The organism is Pseudomonas alcaligenes, assembly GCF_014490745.1.
Taxonomy (GTDB): domain Bacteria; phylum Pseudomonadota; class Gammaproteobacteria; order Pseudomonadales; family Pseudomonadaceae; genus Aquipseudomonas; species Aquipseudomonas alcaligenes_C.
Genome location: NZ_LZEU01000001.1, coordinates 3,126,616 through 3,147,066, shown reverse-complemented (window position 1 = coordinate 3,147,066; position 20,451 = coordinate 3,126,616). Strand labels below are relative to the sequence as shown.

The following is a 20,451-nucleotide window of genomic DNA, read 5'->3' as shown; positions in this document are numbered from 1 at the left end:
TGAGCGGCTGGGGACTTTTGTGGTTTTTACGGTGATTCTGGTCATTCTGTGACGCCGCACCCATTCGGGGCGCCTGCGACGGGCAATTGACAATTGTCGGGTTTTCACTGAATGTACGCCCACCCAAATCAAACGGGCGTATGAATTGAGCGTTTTTGCCGCTATCGGCAGCGCCTATACAGCCCGATTATCGCGTCGGCGGGTGTGTCGCACCGATTGGGACTATGCTCGCGGCTGCGCCGCGGGCAAGCCCTGGCGGTTGGCTCCGATGTGTACTGTTCAGCTTCCATACCGTGGAGATCAGTTGATGATTTACGAAGGTAAAGCCATCACGGTTAAGGCTCTTGAGGGCGGCATCGTCGAATTGAATTTCGACCTCAAGGGTGAGTCCGTTAACAAGTTCAACCGTCTGACCCTGAGCGAACTGCGCCAGTCGGTCGACGCCATCAAGGCCGACGGTTCGATCAAGGGCGTAATCGTTACCAGCGGCAAAGACGTATTCATCGTCGGCGCTGACATCACCGAATTCGTCGACAACTTCAAGCTGCCCGACGAAGAGCTGATGGCCGGCAACCTCGAAGCCAACAAGATCTTCAGCGACTTCGAAGACCTCGCCGTACCGACCGTGGTCGCCATCAACGGCATCGCCCTGGGCGGCGGTTTCGAAATGTGCCTGGCCGGTGACTACCGTGTCATGAGCGAAAGCGCCAAAGTCGGCCTGCCGGAAGTCAAACTGGGCATCTATCCGGGCTTCGGCGGCACCGTACGCCTGCCGCGTGTGATCGGTACCGACAACGCCATCGAGTGGATCGCTTCGAGCAAGGAAGCCAAGGCTGCCGACGCTCTGAAAGCCGGTGCCGTTGATGCCGTGGTCAAGGCCGACAAGCTCAAGGAAGCCGCTCTGGATCTGGTTCAGCGCGCCATCTCCGGCGAGCTGGACTACAAAGCCAAGCGTCAGCCGAAACTGGAAAAGATCAAGCTCAACGCCATTGAGCAGATGATGTCCTTCGAAACCGCCAAAGGTTTCGTGGCTGGCCAGGCCGGCCCGAACTACCCGGCTCCGGTCGAAGCCATCAAGAGCATCCAGAAAGCCGCCAACTTCGGTCGCGACAAGGCCCTGGAAGTCGAGGCCGCTGGCTTCGTCAAACTGGCCAAGACCTCGGTTGCCGAGAGCCTGATCGGTCTGTTCCTGAATGACCAGGAGCTGAAGAAGAAGGCCAAGCAGCACGACGAGATCGCCCGTGACGTGAAACTGGCTGCCGTTCTCGGCGCCGGCATCATGGGGGGCGGTATCGCCTACCAGTCCGCCTCCAAAGGCACCCCGATCCTGATGAAGGATATCCGCGAAGAGGGTATCCAGCTGGGTCTGAGCGAAGCTTCCAAGCTGCTCGGCAAGCGCGTCGAGAAGGGCCGTCTGGCCCCGGCCAAGATGGCTGAAGCCCTCAATGCCATTCGCCCGACCATGTCCTACGGTGATTTCGGCAACGTCGACATCGTCGTCGAAGCCGTAGTCGAGAACCCGAAGGTCAAGCAGATCGTGCTGGCTGAAGTGGAAGGCGTGGTGCGTGAAGACGCCATCCTGGCTTCCAACACTTCCACCATCTCCATCAGCCTGCTGGCCAAGGCCCTCAAGCGTCCGGAAAACTTCGTCGGCATGCACTTCTTCAACCCGGTGCACATGATGCCGCTGGTGGAAGTGATCCGTGGCGAGAAGTCCAGCGACGTGGCCGTTGCCACTACCGTGGCCTACGCCAAGAAGATGGGCAAGAACCCGATCGTGGTCAACGACTGCCCGGGCTTCCTGGTCAACCGCGTACTGTTCCCGTACTTCGGCGGCTTCTCCAAGCTGCTGGAATTCGGTGTCGACTTCGTGCGCATCGACAAGATCATGGAGAAGTTCGGCTGGCCCATGGGCCCGGCTTACCTGTCCGACGTGGTCGGCATCGACACCGGCCACCACGGCCGTGACGTGATGGCCGAAGGTTTCCCGGATCGTATGGCCGTGGAAGGCAAGACTGCCGTCGACGTGATGTACGAGGCCGATCGCCTGGGTCAGAAGAACGGCAAGGGCTTCTACGCCTACGAGACCGACAAGCGCGGCAAGCCGAAGAAAGTCTCCGACCCGGTCGCCTACGAGCTGCTGAAGTCCATCGTCAAGGAGCAGCGCGAGCTGACCGACGAAGACATCATCAACTTCATGATGATCCCGCTGTGCCTGGAAACCGTTCGTTGCCTGGAAGACGGCATTGTCGAGACCGCAGCTGAGGCCGATATGGGCCTGATCTACGGTATCGGCTTCCCTCCCTTCCGCGGTGGTGCTCTGCGTTACATCGATTCGATCGGTGTCGCCGAGTTCGTCGCCCTGGCCGACAAGTATGCCGACCTGGGCGGCCTGTACCACCCGACCGCCAAGCTTCGTGAAATGGCCGCCAAGGGCCAGAAGTTCTTCGGTTAATCGCGCAGCGAACAGAGCGAGAGTAGAAATATGAGCCTGAATCCGAGAGACGCAGTCATTGTCGACTTCGGTCGTACCCCGATGGGTCGTTCCAAAGGCGGCATGCACCGCAACACCCGCGCCGAGACCATGTCGGCGCACCTGATCAGTGGCGTCCTGGCGCGCAACACCAAGCTGGATCCGGCTGAAGTCGAAGACGTGATCTGGGGCTGCGTCAACCAGACCCTGGAGCAGGGCTGGAACATCGCACGCATGGCGTCGCTGATGACCCAGATCCCGCACACTTCCGCTGGCCAGACCGTCAGCCGTCTGTGCGGTTCCTCCATGAGCGCCCTGCACACTGCCGTGCAGGCGATCCAGACCGGCAACGGCGACGTATTCGTCGTCGGTGGTGTGGAGCACATGGGCCACGTCGGCATGATGCACGGCGTCGATCCGAACCCGCACCTGTCCCTGTATGCCGCCAAGGCGTCGGGCATGATGGGCCTGACCGCCGAGATGCTGGGCAAGATGCACGGCATCAGCCGCGAGGCGCAGGACGCCTTCGGTGAGCGTTCGCACCGTCTGGCCCACAAGGCCACCCTGGAAGGCAAGTTCAAGGATGAAATCATCCCGATGCAGGGTTACGACGAGAACGGCTTCCTGAAAGTCTTCGACTTCGACGAAACCATCCGTCCGGAAACCACCCTGGAAAGCCTGGCTGCCCTGAAGCCGGCGTTCAACCCGAAAGGCGGCACCGTGACTGCAGGTACTTCCTCGCAGATCACCGACGGCGCTTCCTGCATGATCGTCATGAGCGCCCAGCGTGCTCAGGATCTGGGCATCCAGCCGATGGCAGTGGTTCGTGCCATGGCCGTGGCCGGTGTGGATCCGGCGATCATGGGGTACGGCCCGGTGCCGTCCACTCAGAAGGCGCTCAAGCGTGCCGGTCTGACCATGGACGACATCGACTTCGTCGAGCTGAACGAAGCCTTCGCCGCCCAGGCTCTGCCAGTGCTGAAAGACCTGAAACTGCTCGACAAGATGGAGCAGAAGGTCAACCTGCACGGCGGCGCTATCGCCCTGGGTCACCCGTTCGGCTGCTCCGGTGCGCGTATCTCCGGCACCCTGCTGAACGTGATGAAGCAGAACGGCGGTACCTTCGGCGTGTCCACCATGTGCGTGGGCCTCGGCCAGGGTATCACCACCGTCTTCGAGCGCATCTAAGCGTTCGGGATACAGAAGCCGGGGCCTAGTGCCCCGGTTTTTGTTTTTCAGGAGAATGTTTATGCAGCTGCAACCCGGACTCTACCGTCACTACAAAGGCCCGCAGTACCGTGTATTCGGTACCGCGCAGCACTCGGAAACCGAGGAATGGGTAGTGGTCTATCAGGCGCTCTATGGCGAGTTCGGCCTGTGGGTACGGCCGCTGGAGATGTTCTGTGGCACGGTCGAACTGGACGGCGAGACAGTCCCGCGCTTTGCTCTGATCGAGGCCGAACCGGCGTTGATCGGGCAGGGGGCTGTGGGAACCCGCGCTTGACCGCGACTCGGCAGCCACTATATATAGCGGTGCCTTGATAGGCTCCCGCCTCTTATTCTTCCTTTTATTTAGTTTTCAGGAATTCTCCAATCCATGGGCAAATCGCTGGTCATCGTGGAATCCCCGGCCAAGGCCAAGACCATCAACAAGTACCTGGGCAACCAGTACGTGGTGAAGTCGAGCATCGGCCATATTCGTGACCTGCCCACCAGCGGTTCGGCCAGTGCCAGCAAGGAGCCGGCCAAGCGTGGCAAGGCTGCGGCTGCCGAGGCACCGGCCCTGTCGCCCAAGGAAAAGGCCAAGCGTCAGCTGTTCGCCCGCATGGGTGTCGATCCGGAGCATGGCTGGAAAGCCAAGTACGAGATCCTCCCGGGCAAGGAAAAGGTGATCGAGGAACTCCGTCGCCTGGCCAAGGATGCCGACACCATCTACCTCGCAACCGACTTGGATCGCGAGGGGGAAGCCATTGCCTGGCACCTGCGCGAAGCCATCGGTGGTGACGACAGCCGCTACAAGCGCGTGGTGTTCAACGAGATCACCAAGAAGGCCATCCAGGAGGCCTTCTCCCAGCCCGGTGAGCTGGACATCAACCGGGTCAACGCGCAGCAGGCGCGCCGCTTCTTGGATCGAGTCGTGGGCTACATGGTCTCGCCGCTGCTGTGGGCCAAGATCGCCCGTGGCCTGTCCGCCGGCCGCGTACAGTCGGTGGCGGTGAAGCTGGTGGTGGAACGCGAGAAGGAAATCCGCGCCTTCGTCCCGGAAGAATACTGGGAAGTGCATGCCGATCTGGGTACCGCCAAGGGGGCCAACGTGCGCTTCGAGGTTACCCGCGAGCGCGGCGAGGTGTTCAAGCCGGTCAACGAGGCTCAGGCCATGGCTGCTCTGGAGCAGCTCAAGGCCTCCAGCTACAGCATCGCCAAGCGTGAAGACCGGCCGACCAGCAGCAAGCCGTCGGCGCCCTATATCACCTCCACCCTGCAGCAGGCGGCCAGCAACCGTCTGGGCTTCGGCGTGAAGAAGACCATGATGATGGCCCAGCGTCTCTACGAGGCCGGCTACATCACCTATATGCGTACCGACTCGACCAACCTCTCGGCCGACGCCGTGGAGATGGTGCGTGGCTTCATCGAGAGCGAGTACGGCAAGAAGTACCTGCCGGCCAAGCCGAATGTGTATTCGAGCAAGGAGGGCGCCCAGGAGGCGCACGAAGCAATTCGTCCGTCTGACGTCAATCTGCGCCCGACCCAGATCTCCGGCATGGAGCGCGACGCCGAGCGCCTGTATGAGCTGATCTGGCGCCAGTTCGTCGCTTGCCAGATGCCGCCGGCCGAATACCTGTCCACCAGTGTCAGCGTGGCTGCCGGCAACTTCGAGCTGCGTGCCAAGGGCCGTATCCTCAAGTTCGACGGTTACACCAAGGCGCAGCCGCAACAGAGCAAGCCGGGCGAAGACGACGTGCTGCCGGAAATGAACGAAGGCGAAGCGCTCAAGCTGATCAAGCTCGACCCCAGCCAGCACTTCACCAAGCCGCCGGCGCGCTTCTCCGAAGCCAGCCTGGTCAAGGAGCTGGAGAAGCGCGGTATTGGCCGTCCGTCTACCTATGCGGCGATCATCTCGACCATTCAGGAGCGTGGTTACGTGGCGGTGCAGAACCGTCGCTTCTACGCCGAGAAGATGGGCGACATCGTCACCGAGCGCCTCGACGAGAGCTTCGCCAACCTGATGGACTACGGTTTCACCGCCGCCATGGAGGAGCACCTGGACGATGTGGCCCAGGGCGAGCGCGACTGGAAGCACCTGCTCGACGAGTTCTACGGCGACTTCAAGAAGAAGCTGGAAGTGGCTGGCGAAGCTGACAAGGGCATGCGTGCCAACCAGCCGACCCCCACCGATATCGCCTGCCGCGATTGCGGTCGACCGATGATGATCCGTACCGCCTCCACCGGCGTATTCCTCGGTTGCTCCGGCTACGCGCTGCCGCCGAAAGAACGCTGCAAGGCCACCATCAACCTGATTCCGGGCGACGAGATCGCCGCGGATGACGAGGGCGAGTCCGAGTCCCGAGTGCTGCTCAACAAGCATCGTTGCCCGATCTGCGCCACGGCGATGGACGCCTACCTGCTGGACGAGACCCGCAAGCTGCATATCTGCGGCAACAACCCGGATTGCACGGGCTACGAGATCGAGCAAGGCCAATACCGCATCAAGGGCTATGAGGGGCCGAGTCTGGAGTGCGACAAGTGCGGCAGCGAGATGCAGCTCAAGACCGGCCGTTTCGGCAAGTTCTTTGGTTGCACCAACAGCACCTGCAAGAACACCCGCAAGCTGCTCAAAAGTGGTGAGGCGGCGCCGCCGAAAATGGATGCGGTGCCGATGCCGGAGCTCAAGTGCGAGAAGGTCGATGACACCTACGTGCTGCGCGATGGCGCTTCCGGCCTGTTCCTCGCCGCCAGCGGCTTCCCCAAGAACCGCGAGACCCGTGCGCCGCTGGTGCTCGAACTGATTCCGCACAAGGACGAGATCGATCCCAAGTACCACTTCCTGCTGGAGGCGCCGAAGAAAGATCCGGAAGGCCGTCCGGCGGTGATCCGCTACAGCCGCAGGACCAAGGAGCAGTATGTGCAGAGCGAGGTGGACGGCAAGCCCACCGGCTGGCGCGCCTTCTTCTCCGGCGGCAAGTGGAAGGTCGAAAGCAAAGGCTGATCGGTTGCCCCTGCCGGGTTCCACAGGAGTCTGGCGGGGAGGTTTGTGCGTAGTTCGGAGGTGGTTGTCATGGCACATGAGTTGTATACCCGCACCAACCAGAAAATCTTCTTTGCCGGCCTGGCACTGGAAGACCTGGGGCGCGCCGAAGCCGGCCAGGCCGTGAATGCCCAGGCACTGCAGCAGGTGCGTCGTGAAGAGGTGTTGTTCCATCTCTACGGTGCGCTACTGGGACTGTGCCACGAGATTGCCGGTTACTACCGTCTGGCCGAGGCCGGTGCGCCGAGGGTCGAGCTGCTGCTCAACGCCCAGGTGCTGCAGGCTGCGCCGAGCCCGGAACTGGCCGAGCTGGTGGAGCTGGCCCAGCAGCCGGAAACCTGGCTGGCGCAGCTGCTGCAGGCCCATGCCGAGCTGTTCCGACCGCCGCAGGCGCCGCCGACGGCCAAGGTCGACCCGCGCCTGCCGCTGATCCAAGCAGTCAGTGTTGAGGAGGCGCCGGCAGCGCTGGCGCGTACCGAGCTGGAGGCCTGGCGTCAACAGCTCAAGCAACTGGTGCTGCGCTTTCGCGAATCCCTCAGCGAATGCTGAAGGATGGATGGGCTAGGGTGGGGCGTTTCTGGCTGGTACACTAGGCGGCCTGATCGGAGACCCTGCCATGCCCACATCCTTCCTAGAAATCATCGAGCTGCCTGACGGCCGTATTGCGTTGCGTCGCGCCGAAGACGAAGGTGTGCTGGTGACCCTGGACTTCTCCGAAGATGCCAAGGCCTTCCTACAGGGCTATCACGTCGAAGTGGCCAAGGCCATGCTCAATGTCGGTGTGCAGATGGCCGGCCGCCTGGCCGAAGGGGAGCTGGAGCCGGACGATCAGCCCCGCGTCTTGCACTGAGAACTTGCGCCTGCGGCAGTGAGCGCCACGCAATAAGTACAACGCCCCGATTTCGGGGCGTTGTCGTTTCAGTCCAGGCGAATGTTGAGGCTCTGTGCCGAGCCCAGGCGGGCGGCGGCGCTGAGGCTGTGGCGCTGGCCGGGTTGCAGCTGGATCCAGCTGACCACGGTGTGGCTGCGGCCCAGGCGCAGGGCTTCGCTGGCCAGTTCCAGGGCGCTCTGCCCGGGGCGTGGCTGCAGCACCAGCAGGCGATCCAGGTTGAGTCCGGTATTGCGCAGCCAGGCCGTGGTCAGGCTGGCGGGCGGGGCGATCAGGGTCAGCCAGCGGGCATTCTGGTTATGGCTGAGTTCGCGCAGTACCGGGCCGAGCAGGTGGCGGCAATGGCCGAGCGAGCCGGACAGGCTCAGCTCGCTGAACGGCTCGGCCTCGACCCAGGGCAGCTCGACCGCATCACCCAGCAGCGGTGCCATGGTCTGGCCAAGAAAGGCTTCAAACAGCGGAAGTTGCGAACGATTCAGCGACTGCGGGAACTGCATGAAGCTCTCCTTAAGACCTTTAGTGGCGAATCACGTTAGCGACGGATCACGCCAACACTCAAACCTTCGATGATCAGTTCCTGTTCTTCCAGATCGACTTCGATCGGGGCGAACTCGGGGTTCTCGGCAATCAGCTGCACCTTGCTGCCGTTGCGCTGGAAGCGCTTGACCGTGACCTCGTCGCCGATTCGCGCCACCACGATCTGGCCGTTGCGGGCCTCGCGGGTGGTGTGCACGGCCAGCAGGTCGCCGTCGAAGATGCCGATGTCCTTCATACTCATGCCGCGTACGCGCAGCAGGTAGTCGGCCTTGGGATGGAAGAATTCCGGATTGATCTTGCAGGACTCTTCCACGTGCTGCTGGGCCAGGATTGGGGCGCCGGCAGCCACGCGGCCGATGATCGGCAGGCCGTCTTCCTCGTTGGCCGGTTCGAAGCCGGGGATGCGGATGCCACGGGAGGCGCCCGGAGTCATCTCGATGGCACCCTTGCGGGCCAGGGCCTTGAGGTGCTCCTCGGCCGCGTTGGGCGACTTGAAGCCCAGTTCCTGCGCGATCTCGGCGCGGGTGGGCGGGTAGCCGTTGTCTTCCAGGCAACGCTTGATGAAGGAGAGGATTTCAGCTTGGCGCGGCGTTAGTTTGAGCATGGTGGCTGTCTGTCTGTTTATACAGTTGCTGTAATTATATACAGTGATTGCGCGCTGGCAACAGTTGTTTTCGGGCAGGGCAAAATGGCCAATTGCACCGCTCAGCGGTTCCTGCAGGCTTGCTGTTATCTGCTCTATGGTTAAATGCGTGACCAGTCGGCCATGAACGGGCTTGTCAGGCTTGACAGGGCATTGACCTGAAACGTATGTTTCAAACAAGTGTTTGTCAGGTGGAGATGTCATGGCTCAGTCGGAAACTGTTGAGCGTATTCTTGATGCGGCAGAGCAGTTGTTTGCGGAAAAGGGGTTCGCGGAAACCTCTCTGCGCCTGATCACCAGCAAGGCTGGGGTCAACCTGGCTGCGGTCAACTATCACTTCGGTTCGAAGAAGGCGCTGATCCAGGCGGTCTTCTCGCGCTTCCTCGGGCCGTTCTGTGCCAGCCTGGAGCGTGAGCTCGACCGGCGCCAGACCAAGCCGGAGGGCAAGGCCAGCCTGGAAGACCTGCTGCTCCTGCTGGTCGAGCAGGCGCTGGCGGTGAAGCCGCGCAGTGGCAACGACCTGTCGATCTTCATGCGCCTGCTGGGGCTGGCCTTCAGCCAGAGCCAGGGGCACCTGCGGCGTTACCTGGAAGACATGTACGGCAAGATTTTCCGTCGCTATCTGGTGCTGCTGCACGAGGCAGCGCCGCGGATTCCGCCGCTGGAGCTGTTCTGGCGGGTGCACTTCATGCTTGGTGCGGCGTCGTTCAGCATGTCCGGGATCAAGGCGCTGCGCGCCATCGCGGAAACCGATTTCGGCGTGGATACCTCGATCGAGCAGGTGATGCGTCTGATGGTGCCGTTCCTCGCCGCTGGCATGCGTGCGGAGACGGCCGTCAGCGACGAGGCGCTGGCCAGCGCCCAGCTGCGCCCGCGAGCCAAGACAGTGGTAGCCGCCAAGGGCTGAGGATGCTGTGCCGCGGCGGGCCGATCGGCTAAGCTAGCGGCCCATGCACGCGCTCGATTTCCTTCATATTTCCATTGCCGACCAGTGCCTGTACGGCTTCGCCGGCGGGCAGCTGCAGCTGCGCCTGGCGGTTTCCACCGCGCTCAAGGGTGTCGGCGAGCGCAGCGGTTCCAACTGCACACCGCGCGGCCGCCACCAGGTGCGGGCGCGCATCGGCGAGGGGCTGCCGAGCGGTGCGGTACTGCGCGGGCGGCGCTGGACCGGCGAGATCTGGTCGCCGGCGCTGGGCGAGCAGTTTCCCGGCCGTGACTGGATCCTCACTCGCATTCTCTGGCTTAGCGGCTGCGAGCCGGGCATCAATCGCCTGGGCGCGGTGGATACCTTCCGTCGCTACATCTACCTGCATGGCACACCGGACACTGAACCACTCGGCGTGCCGTTGTCCCATGGTTGCGTGCGCTTGCATAGCGCCGACCTGCTGCAACTCTTCCCCCGTGTGCCGCTGCATTGCGCGGTGCTGATCGATGAGGCGCCTTGCCCCCAGTGGGCGGCTGCCGAGCTCTAAGGAATGCTTGTGACCAATCCCTTGTATGGTTCCCTAATGCTGGATGTGCAGGGCACCTGGCTGACTGCCGAAGACCGCCAGATCCTGCGCCAGCCCGAAGTGGGCGGGCTGATCCTGTTCGCCCGCAATATCGAAGAGCCGCGCCAGGTGCGCGAGCTGTGCGCCGCCATCCGCGCAGTACGTCCGGATCTGCTGCTGGCGGTGGATCAGGAAGGCGGCCGCGTACAGCGCCTGCGCCAGGGCTTCGTGCGCCTGCCGGCGATGCGCGCCCTGGCCGACAACGCCAATGCCGAACAGCTGGCCGAGCAGTGTGGCTGGCTGATGGCCACCGAGGTGCTGGCGGTCGGCCTCGACCTCAGCTTCGCCCCGGTGCTCGATCTTGATCATCAGCGCAGTGCGGTGGTCGGTACGCGCAGTTTCGAGGGCGACCCCGAGCGCGCCAGTTGGCTGGCTGGTGCCTTCATCCGTGGCATGGCGGCAGCCGGCATGGCTGCCACCGGCAAACACTTCCCCGGCCATGGCTGGGCCGAGGCCGACTCCCATGTGGCCATCCCGCTGGATGAGCGCAGCCTGGACGAGATCCGCAAGCACGACCTGATTCCGTTCCAGCGCCTCAGCCAGCAGTTGGCGGCAGTGATGCCGGCTCACGTCATCTACCCGCAGGTGGACAAGCAGCCGGCCGGCTTCTCGCGGCGCTGGCTGCAGGACATTCTGCGCGGCGAGTTGGGTTTCCAGGGCGTGATCTTCAGCGACGACCTGTCGATGGCCGGCGCCCACGTGGTTGGCGATGCCGCCAGTCGCATCGAAGCGGCCCTGAGTGCCGGCTGCGACATGGGGCTGGTGTGCAACGATCGTGGCGCCGCCGAGCTGGCCCTGAGCGCCCTGCAGCGCCTCAAGGTGCAGCCGCCCAGGGGCCTGGCGCGCATGCGCGGGCAGGGCTTCGCGCGTACCGACTACCGTCAGCAGCCGCGCTGGGCGCAGGCCCTGGCGGATCTGCGCGCCGCGCAACTGATCGACTGAGGGCAGCCATGAGCACTTACGCGATTATCGGCGGCACCGGCCTGACCCAGCTGGAAGGCCTGACCCTGAAGCAGGCGCAGCATCTGGATACGCCCTACGGCGCGCCCTCGGCGCCGATCCTGGCGGGTGAGTATGCCGGCCAGGAGGTGCTGTTTCTCGCCCGTCACGGCCATCCGCATCGCATTCCGCCGCACCAGGTGAACTACCGCGCCAACCTGTGGGCGCTCAAGCAGGCCGGCGCCGAAGCGGTGATTGCGGTCAATGCGGTGGGCGGTATCCATGCGGCCATGGGCAGCGGCCACCTGTGCGTGGCGCACCAAATCATCGATTACACCTGGGGCAGGGCGCATACCTTCTTCGAAGGCGAGATCGAGCATGTCACCCATATCGACTTCAGCTATCCCTACGACGAGGTTCTGCGTGGCCGCCTGATCGCCGCCCTGCAAGCGCTTGGTCATGCGCACAGCAGCCATGGCGTGTACGGCGCGACCCAGGGCCCGCGTCTGGAGACGGTGGCGGAGATCGCGCGGATGGAGCGCGACGGCTGCGACATCGTCGGCATGACCGGCATGCCCGAGGCGGCGCTGGCGCGTGAGCTGGAGCTGCCCTATGCGTGCCTGGCGCTGGTGGTCAACCCGGCGGCCGGCAAGGCCAGCGGCATCATCACCATGGCCGAGATCGAGGCAGAGCTGGCACGTGGCATCGGTAAGGTGCGCGAAGTGCTGGGGCACGTGCTCGCTGGCTGAAGTGGCCGCCATGAAAAAAGCCCCGCATGTGCGGGGCTTTTTATTGGGCGATCAAGAGATCTCAGAGCGGGCGCACGCGCACCAGGATGCCCAGGCTGCCGTGGTCGAGGTAGGTCAGCTCGTCGGCCTTCAGGCGGGTGCCCTGCTTAAGGCGCTCGCTGCTGCTGAGCAGGCCGTCGGCGTCGAACTGGTTGATCCAGAAGTCAGCTTCCAGGTCGAGCAGGCGTTCCTGCTGGCTGAGGGTGAGGGTGCCCTCCACCGGATAGTGGCCGAAAGTCTGCTCGCCGGTGCTGATCGCCACCTTGCTCGGTGCAGCCGAGAGGTTCTGCGACCAGGCTTGGTGCAGCAGCACCTGGTAGCCATTGCCCGGGTTGAGCTTGGCCGCTTCGTTGTCCAGCGCAGTGCCGCGCTCGCTGCCGGCTGGCAGGGCCTGGCTGCCCACGGCCCAGTCGTCCGGGGCGGGCTGGCTGGCGGAAATCTGTTCGCCGGCCTGGCGGAAGACGATCACTTCGACCTGGTACAGGCCGTCGGCAAAAGCCGCGGGGGCGAGCAGGGTCAGCAGCAGGGCGAGATGGCGGAACGCACGCATGGGTCAGTCCTTTAAGCAGATTGCGGTGTGAGGCGCTCCAGCAGCGCCTCCAGGGTATTGAATCGTTCTTCCGGGCGCTCCATCGGCACCTGGAACTTGAACAGGGTGGCGCCTTCGAACTTGTAGCGGTTCGGTTGGCCCTGGATCAGCTTGATCAGCACCATCGGGTCGACGCAGGTATCGCCGGCGAACTCGATGCGTCCGCCTTGCGGGCCGGCGTCGATCTTCTTGATCCCGAGCTTCTCCGCCTGCAGCTTGAGCAGGGTGATGCGCACCAGGTTCTTGGTGGCCTCGGGCAGCAGGCCGAAACGGTCGATCATCTCCACCTGCAGCTCCTTCAGGCCATCCTCGTCGGCGGCGTTGGCGATGCGCTTGTAGAGGATCAGGCGGGCGTGCACGTCCGGCAGGTAGTCCTCTGGGATCAGCGCCGGCACGCGCAGGTTGATCTCCGGGCCGCCACCGAGCGGCTGGTCGAGGTTGGGCTGCTCGCCCTTGCGGATCGCCTTCACCGCGCGTTCGAGCATTTCCATGTAGAGGGTGAAGCCGACGGCCTGGATCTGTCCGCTCTGACCGTCGCCGAGCAGCTCGCCGGCGCCGCGGATTTCCAGGTCGTGGGTGGCCAGGACGAAGCCGGCGCCAAGATCCTGGGCGTTGGCGATGGCCTCCAGGCGCTTCTGCGCGTCATCGGTCATCTGCTTGCGCGGCGGCGTCAGCAGGTAGGCGTAGGCCTGGTGGTGGCTACGGCCGACACGTCCGCGCAACTGGTGCAGCTGGGCCAGGCCGAACTTGTCGGCGCGCTCGATGATGATGGTGTTGGCGCTGGGCACGTCGATGCCGGTCTCGATGATGGTCGAGGCGATCAGCACGTTGAAGCGCTTGTGGTAGAAGTCGCTCATTACCTGCTCGAGATCGCGCTCGCGCATCTGCCCGTGGCCGATGCCGATGCGTGCTTCCGGCACCAGTTCGGCCAGATCGGCGGCGCACTTCTCGATGGTCTTCACATCGTTGTGCAGGTAGTACACCTGGCCGCCGCGCAGTAGTTCGCGCAGCAGGGCTTCCTTGATCGTCGGATTGTTCTGCTCCATGACGAAGGTGCGCACCGACAGCCGCCGCGCCGGCGGGGTGGCGATGATCGACAGGTCGCGCATGCCCGACACCGCCATGTTCAGCGTGCGCGGAATTGGCGTGGCGGTGAGGGTGAGAATGTCCACCTCGCTGCGCAGGGCCTTGAGCTGCTCCTTCTGGCGCACGCCGAAACGGTGTTCCTCGTCGATGATGGCCAGGCCGAGGTTCTTGAAGCGCACGTCGTCCTGCAGCAGCTTGTGGGTGCCGATGACGATGTCGATCTTGCCTTCGGCCAGCTTGGCCACGGCCTCGTCGACTTCCTTGGCCGACTTGAAGCGGCTCATCACTTCCACCGTTACCGGCCAGTCGGCGAAGCGGTCGCGGAAACTGTTGTAGTGCTGCTGGGCGAGCAGGGTGGTCGGCACGAGGACGGCCACCTGGCGACCGCTATGCACGGCGATAAAGGCGGCGCGCATGGCTACTTCGGTCTTGCCGAAGCCGACGTCGCCGCACACCAGGCGATCCATCGGCTTGGCGGCCAACATGTCCTCGCGCACCGCGTCGATGGCGTTCTGCTGATCCGGGGTTTCCTCGAAGGGGAAGCCGGCGCTGAAGGTGGCGTAGTCGGCCAGCGGATCCTTGAATGCATAGCCTTCGCGGGCGGCACGGCGGGCGTAGATGTCGAGCAGTTCGGCGGCGACGTCACGCACCTGCTCGGCGGCCTTGCGCTTGGCCTTCTGCCAGGTTTCCGAACCGAGCCGGTGCAGCGGGGCCAGGGCGTCGTCGCTGCCGGTGTAGCGGGCGATCAGATGCAGGCTGGCCACTGGCACGTAGAGCTTGGCTTCCTCTGCGTACATCAGGGCGAGGAACTCGGCGGCCTGGCCGTCGAACTCCATGGTCACCAGCCCCAGGTAGCGGCCGACGCCGTGGTCGATATGCACCACCGGCGCGCCTTCGCGCAGCTCTGTGAGGTTCTTGATCACATTGTCGCCGCCATCGCGGGATTTCTCGCGGCGACGGCGCTGCATTACCCGCTGGCCGAACAGCGGGCTCTCGGCGACCAGGGCCAGGCCGTCGAGCAGCAGGCCCTCGTCCAGCGGGGCGATGCAGATGGCCAGGCGTTCCTTGCTGGCGGTGAACTCGGGCCAGCCGGCGACTTCCAGGGGTTTCAGCTTGAGGCGGGCGAGCAGCTCCAGCAGCACTTCGCGGCGCCCGGCCGATTCGGCGCAGAACAGCACGCGGCCCGGGTATTCCTCGATAAAGCGGCGTAGCGCGGCCAGCGGCTCGCTGGCCTTGGCCTGGATCGCCAGGTCGGGCAGGGTGCGCGCGTCGAAACGTTCGTGGCCGACGCCGGGCTCGACGTCATCCTGGCTGATCACCACCCGCGGCCAGCTCTTCAGGCGGGCGAAGCAGTCTTCCACCGGCAGGAACAGGTCGGCCGGCGGCAGCAAGGGGCGCTCGGGGTCGACCTTGCGCTCTTCATAGCGGTTGCGCGCATCGTTCCAGAACTGTTCGGCGGCCTTTTCGATACCGGGCAGGGAGAACACCTGGGTGTCGCCCGGCAGGTAGTCGAACAGGGTGGCGCTTTCTTCAAAGAACAGCGGCAGGTAGTACTCGATACCGGCCGGTGTGATGCCGGTGGAGAGATCCTGGTAGATCGGGCAGCGGCGGAAATCCACGTCGAAGCGCTCGCGGAAGCGGCCGCGGAAGTCGGTGACGGATTTCTTGTCCAGCGGGAACTCGCGGGCCGGCAGCAGGCGGATCGATTCGACCTTGTCCACCGAGCGCTGGGTCTCCGGGTCGAAGGTGCGCAGGGTCTCGATCTCGTCGTCGAACAGATCGATGCGGAACGGCGTCTCGCTGCCCATCGGGAACAGGTCGATCAGCGCGCCGCGCACGGTGAATTCGCCATGTTCGTAGACGGTATCCACGCAGCGGTAGCCGGCGGCCTCCAGGCGCGCGCGCATCTCCTCGACGTCGAGCTTCTGGCCGACGTCCAGCAGCAGGCCGGAGCCAAGCAGGAAGCGGGTCGGTGCCAGGCGGTGCAGGGCGGTGCTGACCGGTACCACCAGCACGCCGTGCTTGAGCTGCGGCAGGCGGTAGAGCGCGGCAATGCGCTGGGAAATGATGTCCTGGTGCGGTGAGAACAGGTCGTAGGGCAGGGTTTCCCAGTCGGGAAAGTGCAGCACTGGCAAGTCCGGGGCGAAGAACGCCAGCTCTTCCTGCAGGCGCTCGGCGCTCTGGCTGTCGGCGGTCAGCAGCAGGGTGAAGCGCTGGGCGGCGCTGGCGGCTTCGGCAATCGCCAGGCTCAGCGCGGCCCCGGGCAGGTTGCCCCAGTGCTGTTTGCCGGCGGCAGCGGTTAATTTCGGTAGGCGCAGGACGGACACAGGCAACGCAACCCCTGATTGGCGAGCGGGTGATTGTAGCGAGGGGAGGTGGCGGCTGTCAGTCGCGACAGGCGCGCATTGCTCAGGCGCACGAGCGCCGTCATAATGTAGCCCCTTTTTTCAGCCCCTACATGTGGAAGGTATTGCCCGTGACCCAGAAGCCCGACCAGTGTCTCGGTGAGTGGATCGATCGTGAAGCCCTCGCGGAAGCGATGATTCCGATGATCGGCCAGCTCTACCGCAACAACAGCGTGGTGACCTCGATCTACGGCCGTGGTCTGATCAACCGTTCGGTGATCGACATTCTCAAAGCCCACCGCTTCGCCCGTCACCGCCTGGCTGACGACGGCGAACTGTCGGTGCACGATACCTTCCCGATCCTCAAGGCCATGGGCGAGCTCAAACTGGGCGCCGCTTCCGTCGACCTGGGCAAGATGGCCAGCAAGTTCAAGGCCGAAGGCAATGGCCGCAGCGTCGAGCAGTTCGTCAAGGACGAGCTGGCTGACGTGGTTGGCAAGCAGAACGGCGCCGGCCGCGAAGGCACCGACGTCGTGCTGTACGGCTTCGGTCGCATCGGCCGCCTGCTGGCGCGCATCCTGATCGAGAAAACCGGTGGTGGCGACGGCCTGCGTCTGCGCGCCATCGTCGTCCGTAAAGGCGCCAGCAATGACCTGGTCAAGCGCGCCAGCCTGCTGCGCCGCGACTCGGTACATGGCAAGTTCGATGGCACCATCACCATCGACGAGGAAAACAACACCCTCACCGCCAACGGCAACCTGATCCAGGTGATCTACGCCAAGTCGCCGACCGAAGTCGACTACACCCAGTACGGCATCAAGAACGCCCTGCTGGTGGACAACACCGGCGTATGGCGTGACGCCGAGGGTCTGGGCCAGCACCTGGCCTGCCCGGGTGTCGATCGCGTTGTTCTGACTGCTCCTGGCAAAGGCGCGCTGAAGAACATCGTGCATGGCATCAACCATGGCGAAATCACTGCCGACGACAAGATCATCTCCGCTGCCTCCTGCACCACCAACGCCATCGTACCGGTGCTGAAAGCGGTGAATGACCAGTACGGCATCGTCAACGGCCACGTTGAAACCGTTCACTCGTACACCAACGACCAGAACCTGATCGACAACTTCCACAAGGGCGATCGCCGTGGCCGCAGCGCGCCGCTGAACATGGTGATCACCGAGACCGGCGCCGCTACCGCTGCCGCCAAGGCTCTGCCGGTTCTCAAAGGTAAGCTGACCGGCAACGCCATTCGCGTACCGACGCCGAACGTCTCCATGGCCATTCTCAACCTGAACCTGGAGAAGGCCACCAGCCGCGAAGAGATCAACGAGTACCTGCGCCAGATGGCCATGCACTCGGATCTGCAGAAGCAGATCGACTTCGTCCAGTCGCAGGAAGTGGTGTCCACCGACTTCGTTGGTTCGCGCCACGCCGGTGTGGTCGATGCCGAAGCCACCATCTGCAACGACAACCGCGTCGTGCTGTACGTGTGGTACGACAACGAGTTCGGCTACAGCTGCCAGGTGGTTCGCGTGATGGAAGAAATGGCCGGGGTCAACCCGCCAGCCTTCCCGCGCTAATCCGCGAGAGCAGTAAACAGAACGGGAGCCTAGGCTCCCGTTTTGCATTTCAGGGCCTTTGCTCGGCTGCGTTAGCATGAGTGCACCTAGATGAAGTGGATCGCAGGCTTGGCCAGATACCTTTTCCTGCTGCTGATTAGCGCGCTGCTGAGTGCCTGCGACGCGCCTGTCGAAGAGTTCGGCGGGCCGACCATGGGCAGTCACTACTCGCTGAAATATGTGGCGGGTGCGACCACCCCGGCGCAGCCCGAGGTGCGCCGGGCGGTGGAGGGCATCCTGGCCGAGGTCGACCAGCAGATGTCGACCTGGCGGGTGGACTCGGATGTCTCGCGCTTCAACCTGCTGCCGGCCGGCAGTTGCCAGGCCATGCCGGCGCCGGTGTTGCAGCTGGTGCGTTTCGGCGAGCAGTTGGCGCAGGCCAGCGATGGCGCCTTCGACCTGACCCTGCAGCCGCTGCTGGATCTCTGGGGCTTCGGAGCGCAGTCGCGCAGCGCGCGGGTGCCCAGTGCCGAGCAGATCGCGGCTGCACGGGCCAATACTGGTTACCAGCATTTGCGTATCGAGGGCGAGCGGCTGTGCAAGGACGTCACTGTGCAGCTCGATCTCGACAGCATTGCCGCCGGTTACGCGGTCGATCGCATCGGTGCGCGGCTGGCGGAGCTGGGCATCGACAGCTACCTGCTGAATGTCACCGGCGAGCTCAAGGTGCGCGGGCGCAAGCCCGATGGCTCGGCCTGGCGCGTGGCCCTGGAAGTGCCGCGCGATGACCGCCAGGTGGCGCAGCAGGTGCTGGAGCTGGACGGGCAGGGCGTTTCCACCTCCGGCGACTACCGCAATTACTTCGAGCAGGATGGCCAGCGCTATTCGCATACCTTCGACCCGCACAGCGGCGCGCCGGTACGCCATGACCTGGCGGCAGTCACGGTCATCGACCCGTCGGCCCTGCGCGCCGACGGTCTGTCGACTTTACTCATGGTGCTGGGGCCCGAGCGTGGCCTGGCCTATGCGGAGCAGGCGGGAATCGCCGCGTTGTTTGTCCGGCGCAGCGGGCAGGTATTCGTCAGCCAACCCAGCTCGGCCTTCGCCCGTCAGTTCGGCGCAGCCGGGCAGTGAGCGATAAAACCGCCGATAGTTGCGCCAGGTGCAGAGCACAATTGCGGCGCCAGGCGGGCATGTAGTGGATTCTCTGCTCGCCTACGACGCGACCAAGCGCTAATGTGCCGGGCAAAAGCGCACGGCTAAGCTGTGTGGATGATTTCGAGTGCTGCGGCCATGGGGTGCCGCAGCCGATCCGGATGCTGCCTGAGGCGTCCGGCGCGTGATGAGGAGTAAGCATGGCGGTCTACAACTACGACGTGGTGGTGCTGGGCTCGGGCCCGGCGGGCGAAGGCGCGGCAATGAACGCGGCCAAGGCCGGGCGCAAGGTGGCGGTGGTCGACAACCGCCCACTGGTCGGCGGCAACTGCACCCACCTCGGCACCATTCCGTCCAAGGCGCTGCGCCACTCGGTGCGGCAGATCATGCAGTACAACACCAACCCGCTGTTCCGCCAGATCGGCGAGCCGCGCTGGTTCTCCTTCCCTGACGTGCTGAAGAGCGCCGAGCGGGTGATCTCCAAGCAGGTCGCCTCGCGCACCGGCTACTACGCGCGCAACCGTACCGATGTGTTCTTCGGCACCGCCAGCTTCGCCGACGAGCAGACCGTGGAAGTGGTCTGCCCCAACGGCGTGGTGGAAAAACTGGTGGCCAAGCAGATCGTCATCGCCACCGGCTCGCGCCCGTATCGTCCGTCCGACGTCGACTTCCATCACTCGCGCATCTACGACAGCGACACCATCCTCAGCCTGACCCACACGCCGCGCCGCATCATCATCTACGGCGCCGGGGTGATCGGCTCCGAGTACGCCTCGATCTTCAGCGGCCTGGGTGTGCTGGTCGACCTGATCGACAACCGCGACCAGCTGCTCAGCTTCCTCGACGACGAAATCTCCGATGCGCTGAGCTACCACCTGCGCAACAACAACGTGCTGATCCGTCACAACGAGGAGTACGAGCGCATCGAGGGCCTGGAGAACGGGGTGATCCTGCACCTCAAGTCAGGCAAGAAGATCAAGGCCGACTGCCTGCTGTGGTGCAACGGCCGTACCGGCAACACCGACAAGCTGGGCCTGGAAAACATCGGCATCAAGGTCAACAGCCGTGGCCAGATCGACGTTGACCAGCAGTACCGCACCTCGGTGTCGAACATCTATGCCGCCGGCGACGTGATCGGCTGGCCGAGCCTGGCCAGTGCCGCCTATGACCAAGGCCGCTCGGCTGCCGGCAGCGCGGTGGAGAACGACAGCTGGCGCTTCGTCGACGACGTGCCGACCGGCATCTACACCATTCCGGAGATCAGCTCGATCGGCAAGAACGAGAGGGAGCTGACCCAGGCCAAGATCCCCTACGAGGTCGGCAAGGCCTTCTTCAAGGGCATGGCGCGCGCGCAGATCTCCCACGAACCGGTGGGCATGCTGAAGATCCTGTTCCACCGCGAGACCCTGGAAATCCTCGGCGTGCACTGCTTCGGCTACCAGGCTTCGGAGATCGTGCACATCGGCCAGGCGATCATGAACCAGAAGGGCGAGGCGAACAGCATCAAGTACTTCGTCAACACCACCTTCAACTACCCGACCATGGCCGAGGCCTACCGGGTGGCGGCGTTCGACGGGCTCAACCGGCTTTTTTGAGCGGCTCCGACCGGTGGCCTGAGCCGGTCGGGGAAGACCCCTTCAGCGACTCCCGCG

The 20,451-nt window shown here is 64.0% G+C and carries 17 protein-coding genes; 13 read left to right on the top strand and 4 right to left on the bottom strand.

What is annotated here, in order from left to right:
• Positions 1-307: 307 nt before the first annotated feature.
• The 6 genes from fadB to A9179_RS14225 all read left to right on the top strand — a co-directional run bounded on the left by fadB (position 308) and on the right by A9179_RS14225 (position 7,569).
• Positions 308-2,455 carry a fatty acid oxidation complex subunit alpha FadB gene (gene fadB, locus A9179_RS14250; protein ID WP_187806880.1) on the top strand — a complete coding sequence of 716 codons (2,148 nt, stop codon included), beginning with the start codon at positions 308-310 and terminating at the stop codon, positions 2,453-2,455.
• Positions 2,456-2,485: 30 nt separating this feature from the next.
• Positions 2,486-3,661, top strand: a complete 1,176-nt coding sequence (gene fadA / locus A9179_RS14245) for an acetyl-CoA C-acyltransferase FadA (protein ID WP_187806879.1) — start codon at positions 2,486-2,488, stop codon at positions 3,659-3,661.
• 61 nt (positions 3,662-3,722) lie between these two features.
• On the top strand, positions 3,723-3,977 hold the full coding sequence (locus tag A9179_RS14240) for a DUF1653 domain-containing protein (protein WP_187806878.1): 255 nt from the start codon (positions 3,723-3,725) through the stop codon (positions 3,975-3,977).
• A gap of 93 nt (positions 3,978-4,070) precedes the next feature.
• Entirely contained in the window at positions 4,071-6,680 is a 2,610-nt protein-coding gene (topA, locus tag A9179_RS14235; RefSeq protein WP_187806877.1) for a type I DNA topoisomerase, read from the top strand.
• Between the two features lie 69 nt (positions 6,681-6,749).
• Positions 6,750-7,268 carry a DUF6586 family protein gene (locus tag A9179_RS14230; protein WP_187806876.1) on the top strand — a complete coding sequence of 173 codons (519 nt, stop codon included), beginning with the start codon at positions 6,750-6,752 and terminating at the stop codon, positions 7,266-7,268.
• 67 nt (positions 7,269-7,335) lie between these two features.
• On the top strand, positions 7,336-7,569 hold the full coding sequence (locus A9179_RS14225; RefSeq protein WP_187806875.1) for a hypothetical protein: 234 nt from the start codon (positions 7,336-7,338) through the stop codon (positions 7,567-7,569).
• A gap of 68 nt (positions 7,570-7,637) precedes the next feature.
• On the opposite strand, the gene sulA is transcribed toward A9179_RS14225, so the two are convergent.
• Together sulA and lexA are read right to left on the bottom strand one after the other, a co-directional pair.
• The gene (gene sulA / locus A9179_RS14220; protein WP_187806874.1) at positions 7,638-8,105 is read right to left on the bottom strand and encodes an SOS-induced cell division inhibitor SulA; all 468 of its coding nucleotides are present in this window, start codon (positions 8,103-8,105) and stop codon (positions 7,638-7,640) included.
• A gap of 35 nt (positions 8,106-8,140) precedes the next feature.
• Positions 8,141-8,749: a transcriptional repressor LexA gene (lexA, locus tag A9179_RS14215; RefSeq protein WP_187806873.1), complete on the bottom strand. Its 609-nt coding sequence runs from the start codon at positions 8,747-8,749 to the stop codon at positions 8,141-8,143.
• A 241-nt stretch (positions 8,750-8,990) separates the two neighbouring features.
• On the opposite strand from lexA, the gene A9179_RS14210 reads away from it, so the two are divergent.
• Genes A9179_RS14210 through A9179_RS14195 form a run of 4 tightly spaced genes read left to right on the top strand, consistent with a single transcriptional unit; the run spans position 8,991 to position 12,026 of the window.
• Positions 8,991-9,695: a TetR/AcrR family transcriptional regulator gene (locus A9179_RS14210; RefSeq protein ID WP_187806872.1), complete on the top strand. Its 705-nt coding sequence runs from the start codon at positions 8,991-8,993 to the stop codon at positions 9,693-9,695.
• A gap of 43 nt (positions 9,696-9,738) precedes the next feature.
• Positions 9,739-10,260, top strand: coding sequence for a L,D-transpeptidase (locus A9179_RS14205; RefSeq protein WP_187806871.1), 522 nt, complete (start codon positions 9,739-9,741; stop codon positions 10,258-10,260).
• 21 nt (positions 10,261-10,281) lie between these two features.
• A complete protein-coding gene (nagZ, locus tag A9179_RS14200; RefSeq protein ID WP_187808597.1) occupies positions 10,282-11,280 on the top strand; it encodes a beta-N-acetylhexosaminidase in 999 nt (332 codons plus the stop codon).
• An 8-nt stretch (positions 11,281-11,288) separates the two neighbouring features.
• The gene (locus tag A9179_RS14195) at positions 11,289-12,026 is read left to right on the top strand and encodes an S-methyl-5'-thioinosine phosphorylase (RefSeq protein WP_187806870.1); all 738 of its coding nucleotides are present in this window, start codon (positions 11,289-11,291) and stop codon (positions 12,024-12,026) included.
• A gap of 61 nt (positions 12,027-12,087) precedes the next feature.
• On the opposite strand, the gene A9179_RS14190 is transcribed toward A9179_RS14195, so the two are convergent.
• Together A9179_RS14190 and mfd are read right to left on the bottom strand one after the other, a co-directional pair.
• Positions 12,088-12,615, bottom strand: a complete 528-nt coding sequence (locus A9179_RS14190) for a CsiV family protein (protein ID WP_187806869.1) — start codon at positions 12,613-12,615, stop codon at positions 12,088-12,090.
• Positions 12,616-12,626: 11 nt separating this feature from the next.
• On the bottom strand, positions 12,627-16,067 hold the full coding sequence (mfd, locus tag A9179_RS14185) for a transcription-repair coupling factor (protein ID WP_187808596.1): 3,441 nt from the start codon (positions 16,065-16,067) through the stop codon (positions 12,627-12,629).
• A gap of 131 nt (positions 16,068-16,198) precedes the next feature.
• Between mfd and A9179_RS14180 the strand changes: the two genes are divergently transcribed.
• The 3 genes from A9179_RS14180 to sthA all read left to right on the top strand — a co-directional run bounded on the left by A9179_RS14180 (position 16,199) and on the right by sthA (position 20,394).
• A complete protein-coding gene (locus tag A9179_RS14180) occupies positions 16,199-17,665 on the top strand; it encodes a glyceraldehyde-3-phosphate dehydrogenase (RefSeq protein WP_187806868.1) in 1,467 nt (488 codons plus the stop codon).
• 90 nt (positions 17,666-17,755) lie between these two features.
• The gene (locus A9179_RS14175; RefSeq protein ID WP_187806867.1) at positions 17,756-18,778 is read left to right on the top strand and encodes an FAD:protein FMN transferase; all 1,023 of its coding nucleotides are present in this window, start codon (positions 17,756-17,758) and stop codon (positions 18,776-18,778) included.
• 221 nt (positions 18,779-18,999) lie between these two features.
• Positions 19,000-20,394: a Si-specific NAD(P)(+) transhydrogenase gene (gene sthA / locus A9179_RS14170; protein WP_187806866.1), complete on the top strand. Its 1,395-nt coding sequence runs from the start codon at positions 19,000-19,002 to the stop codon at positions 20,392-20,394.
• The last annotated feature ends 57 nt before the right edge of the window (positions 20,395-20,451 follow it).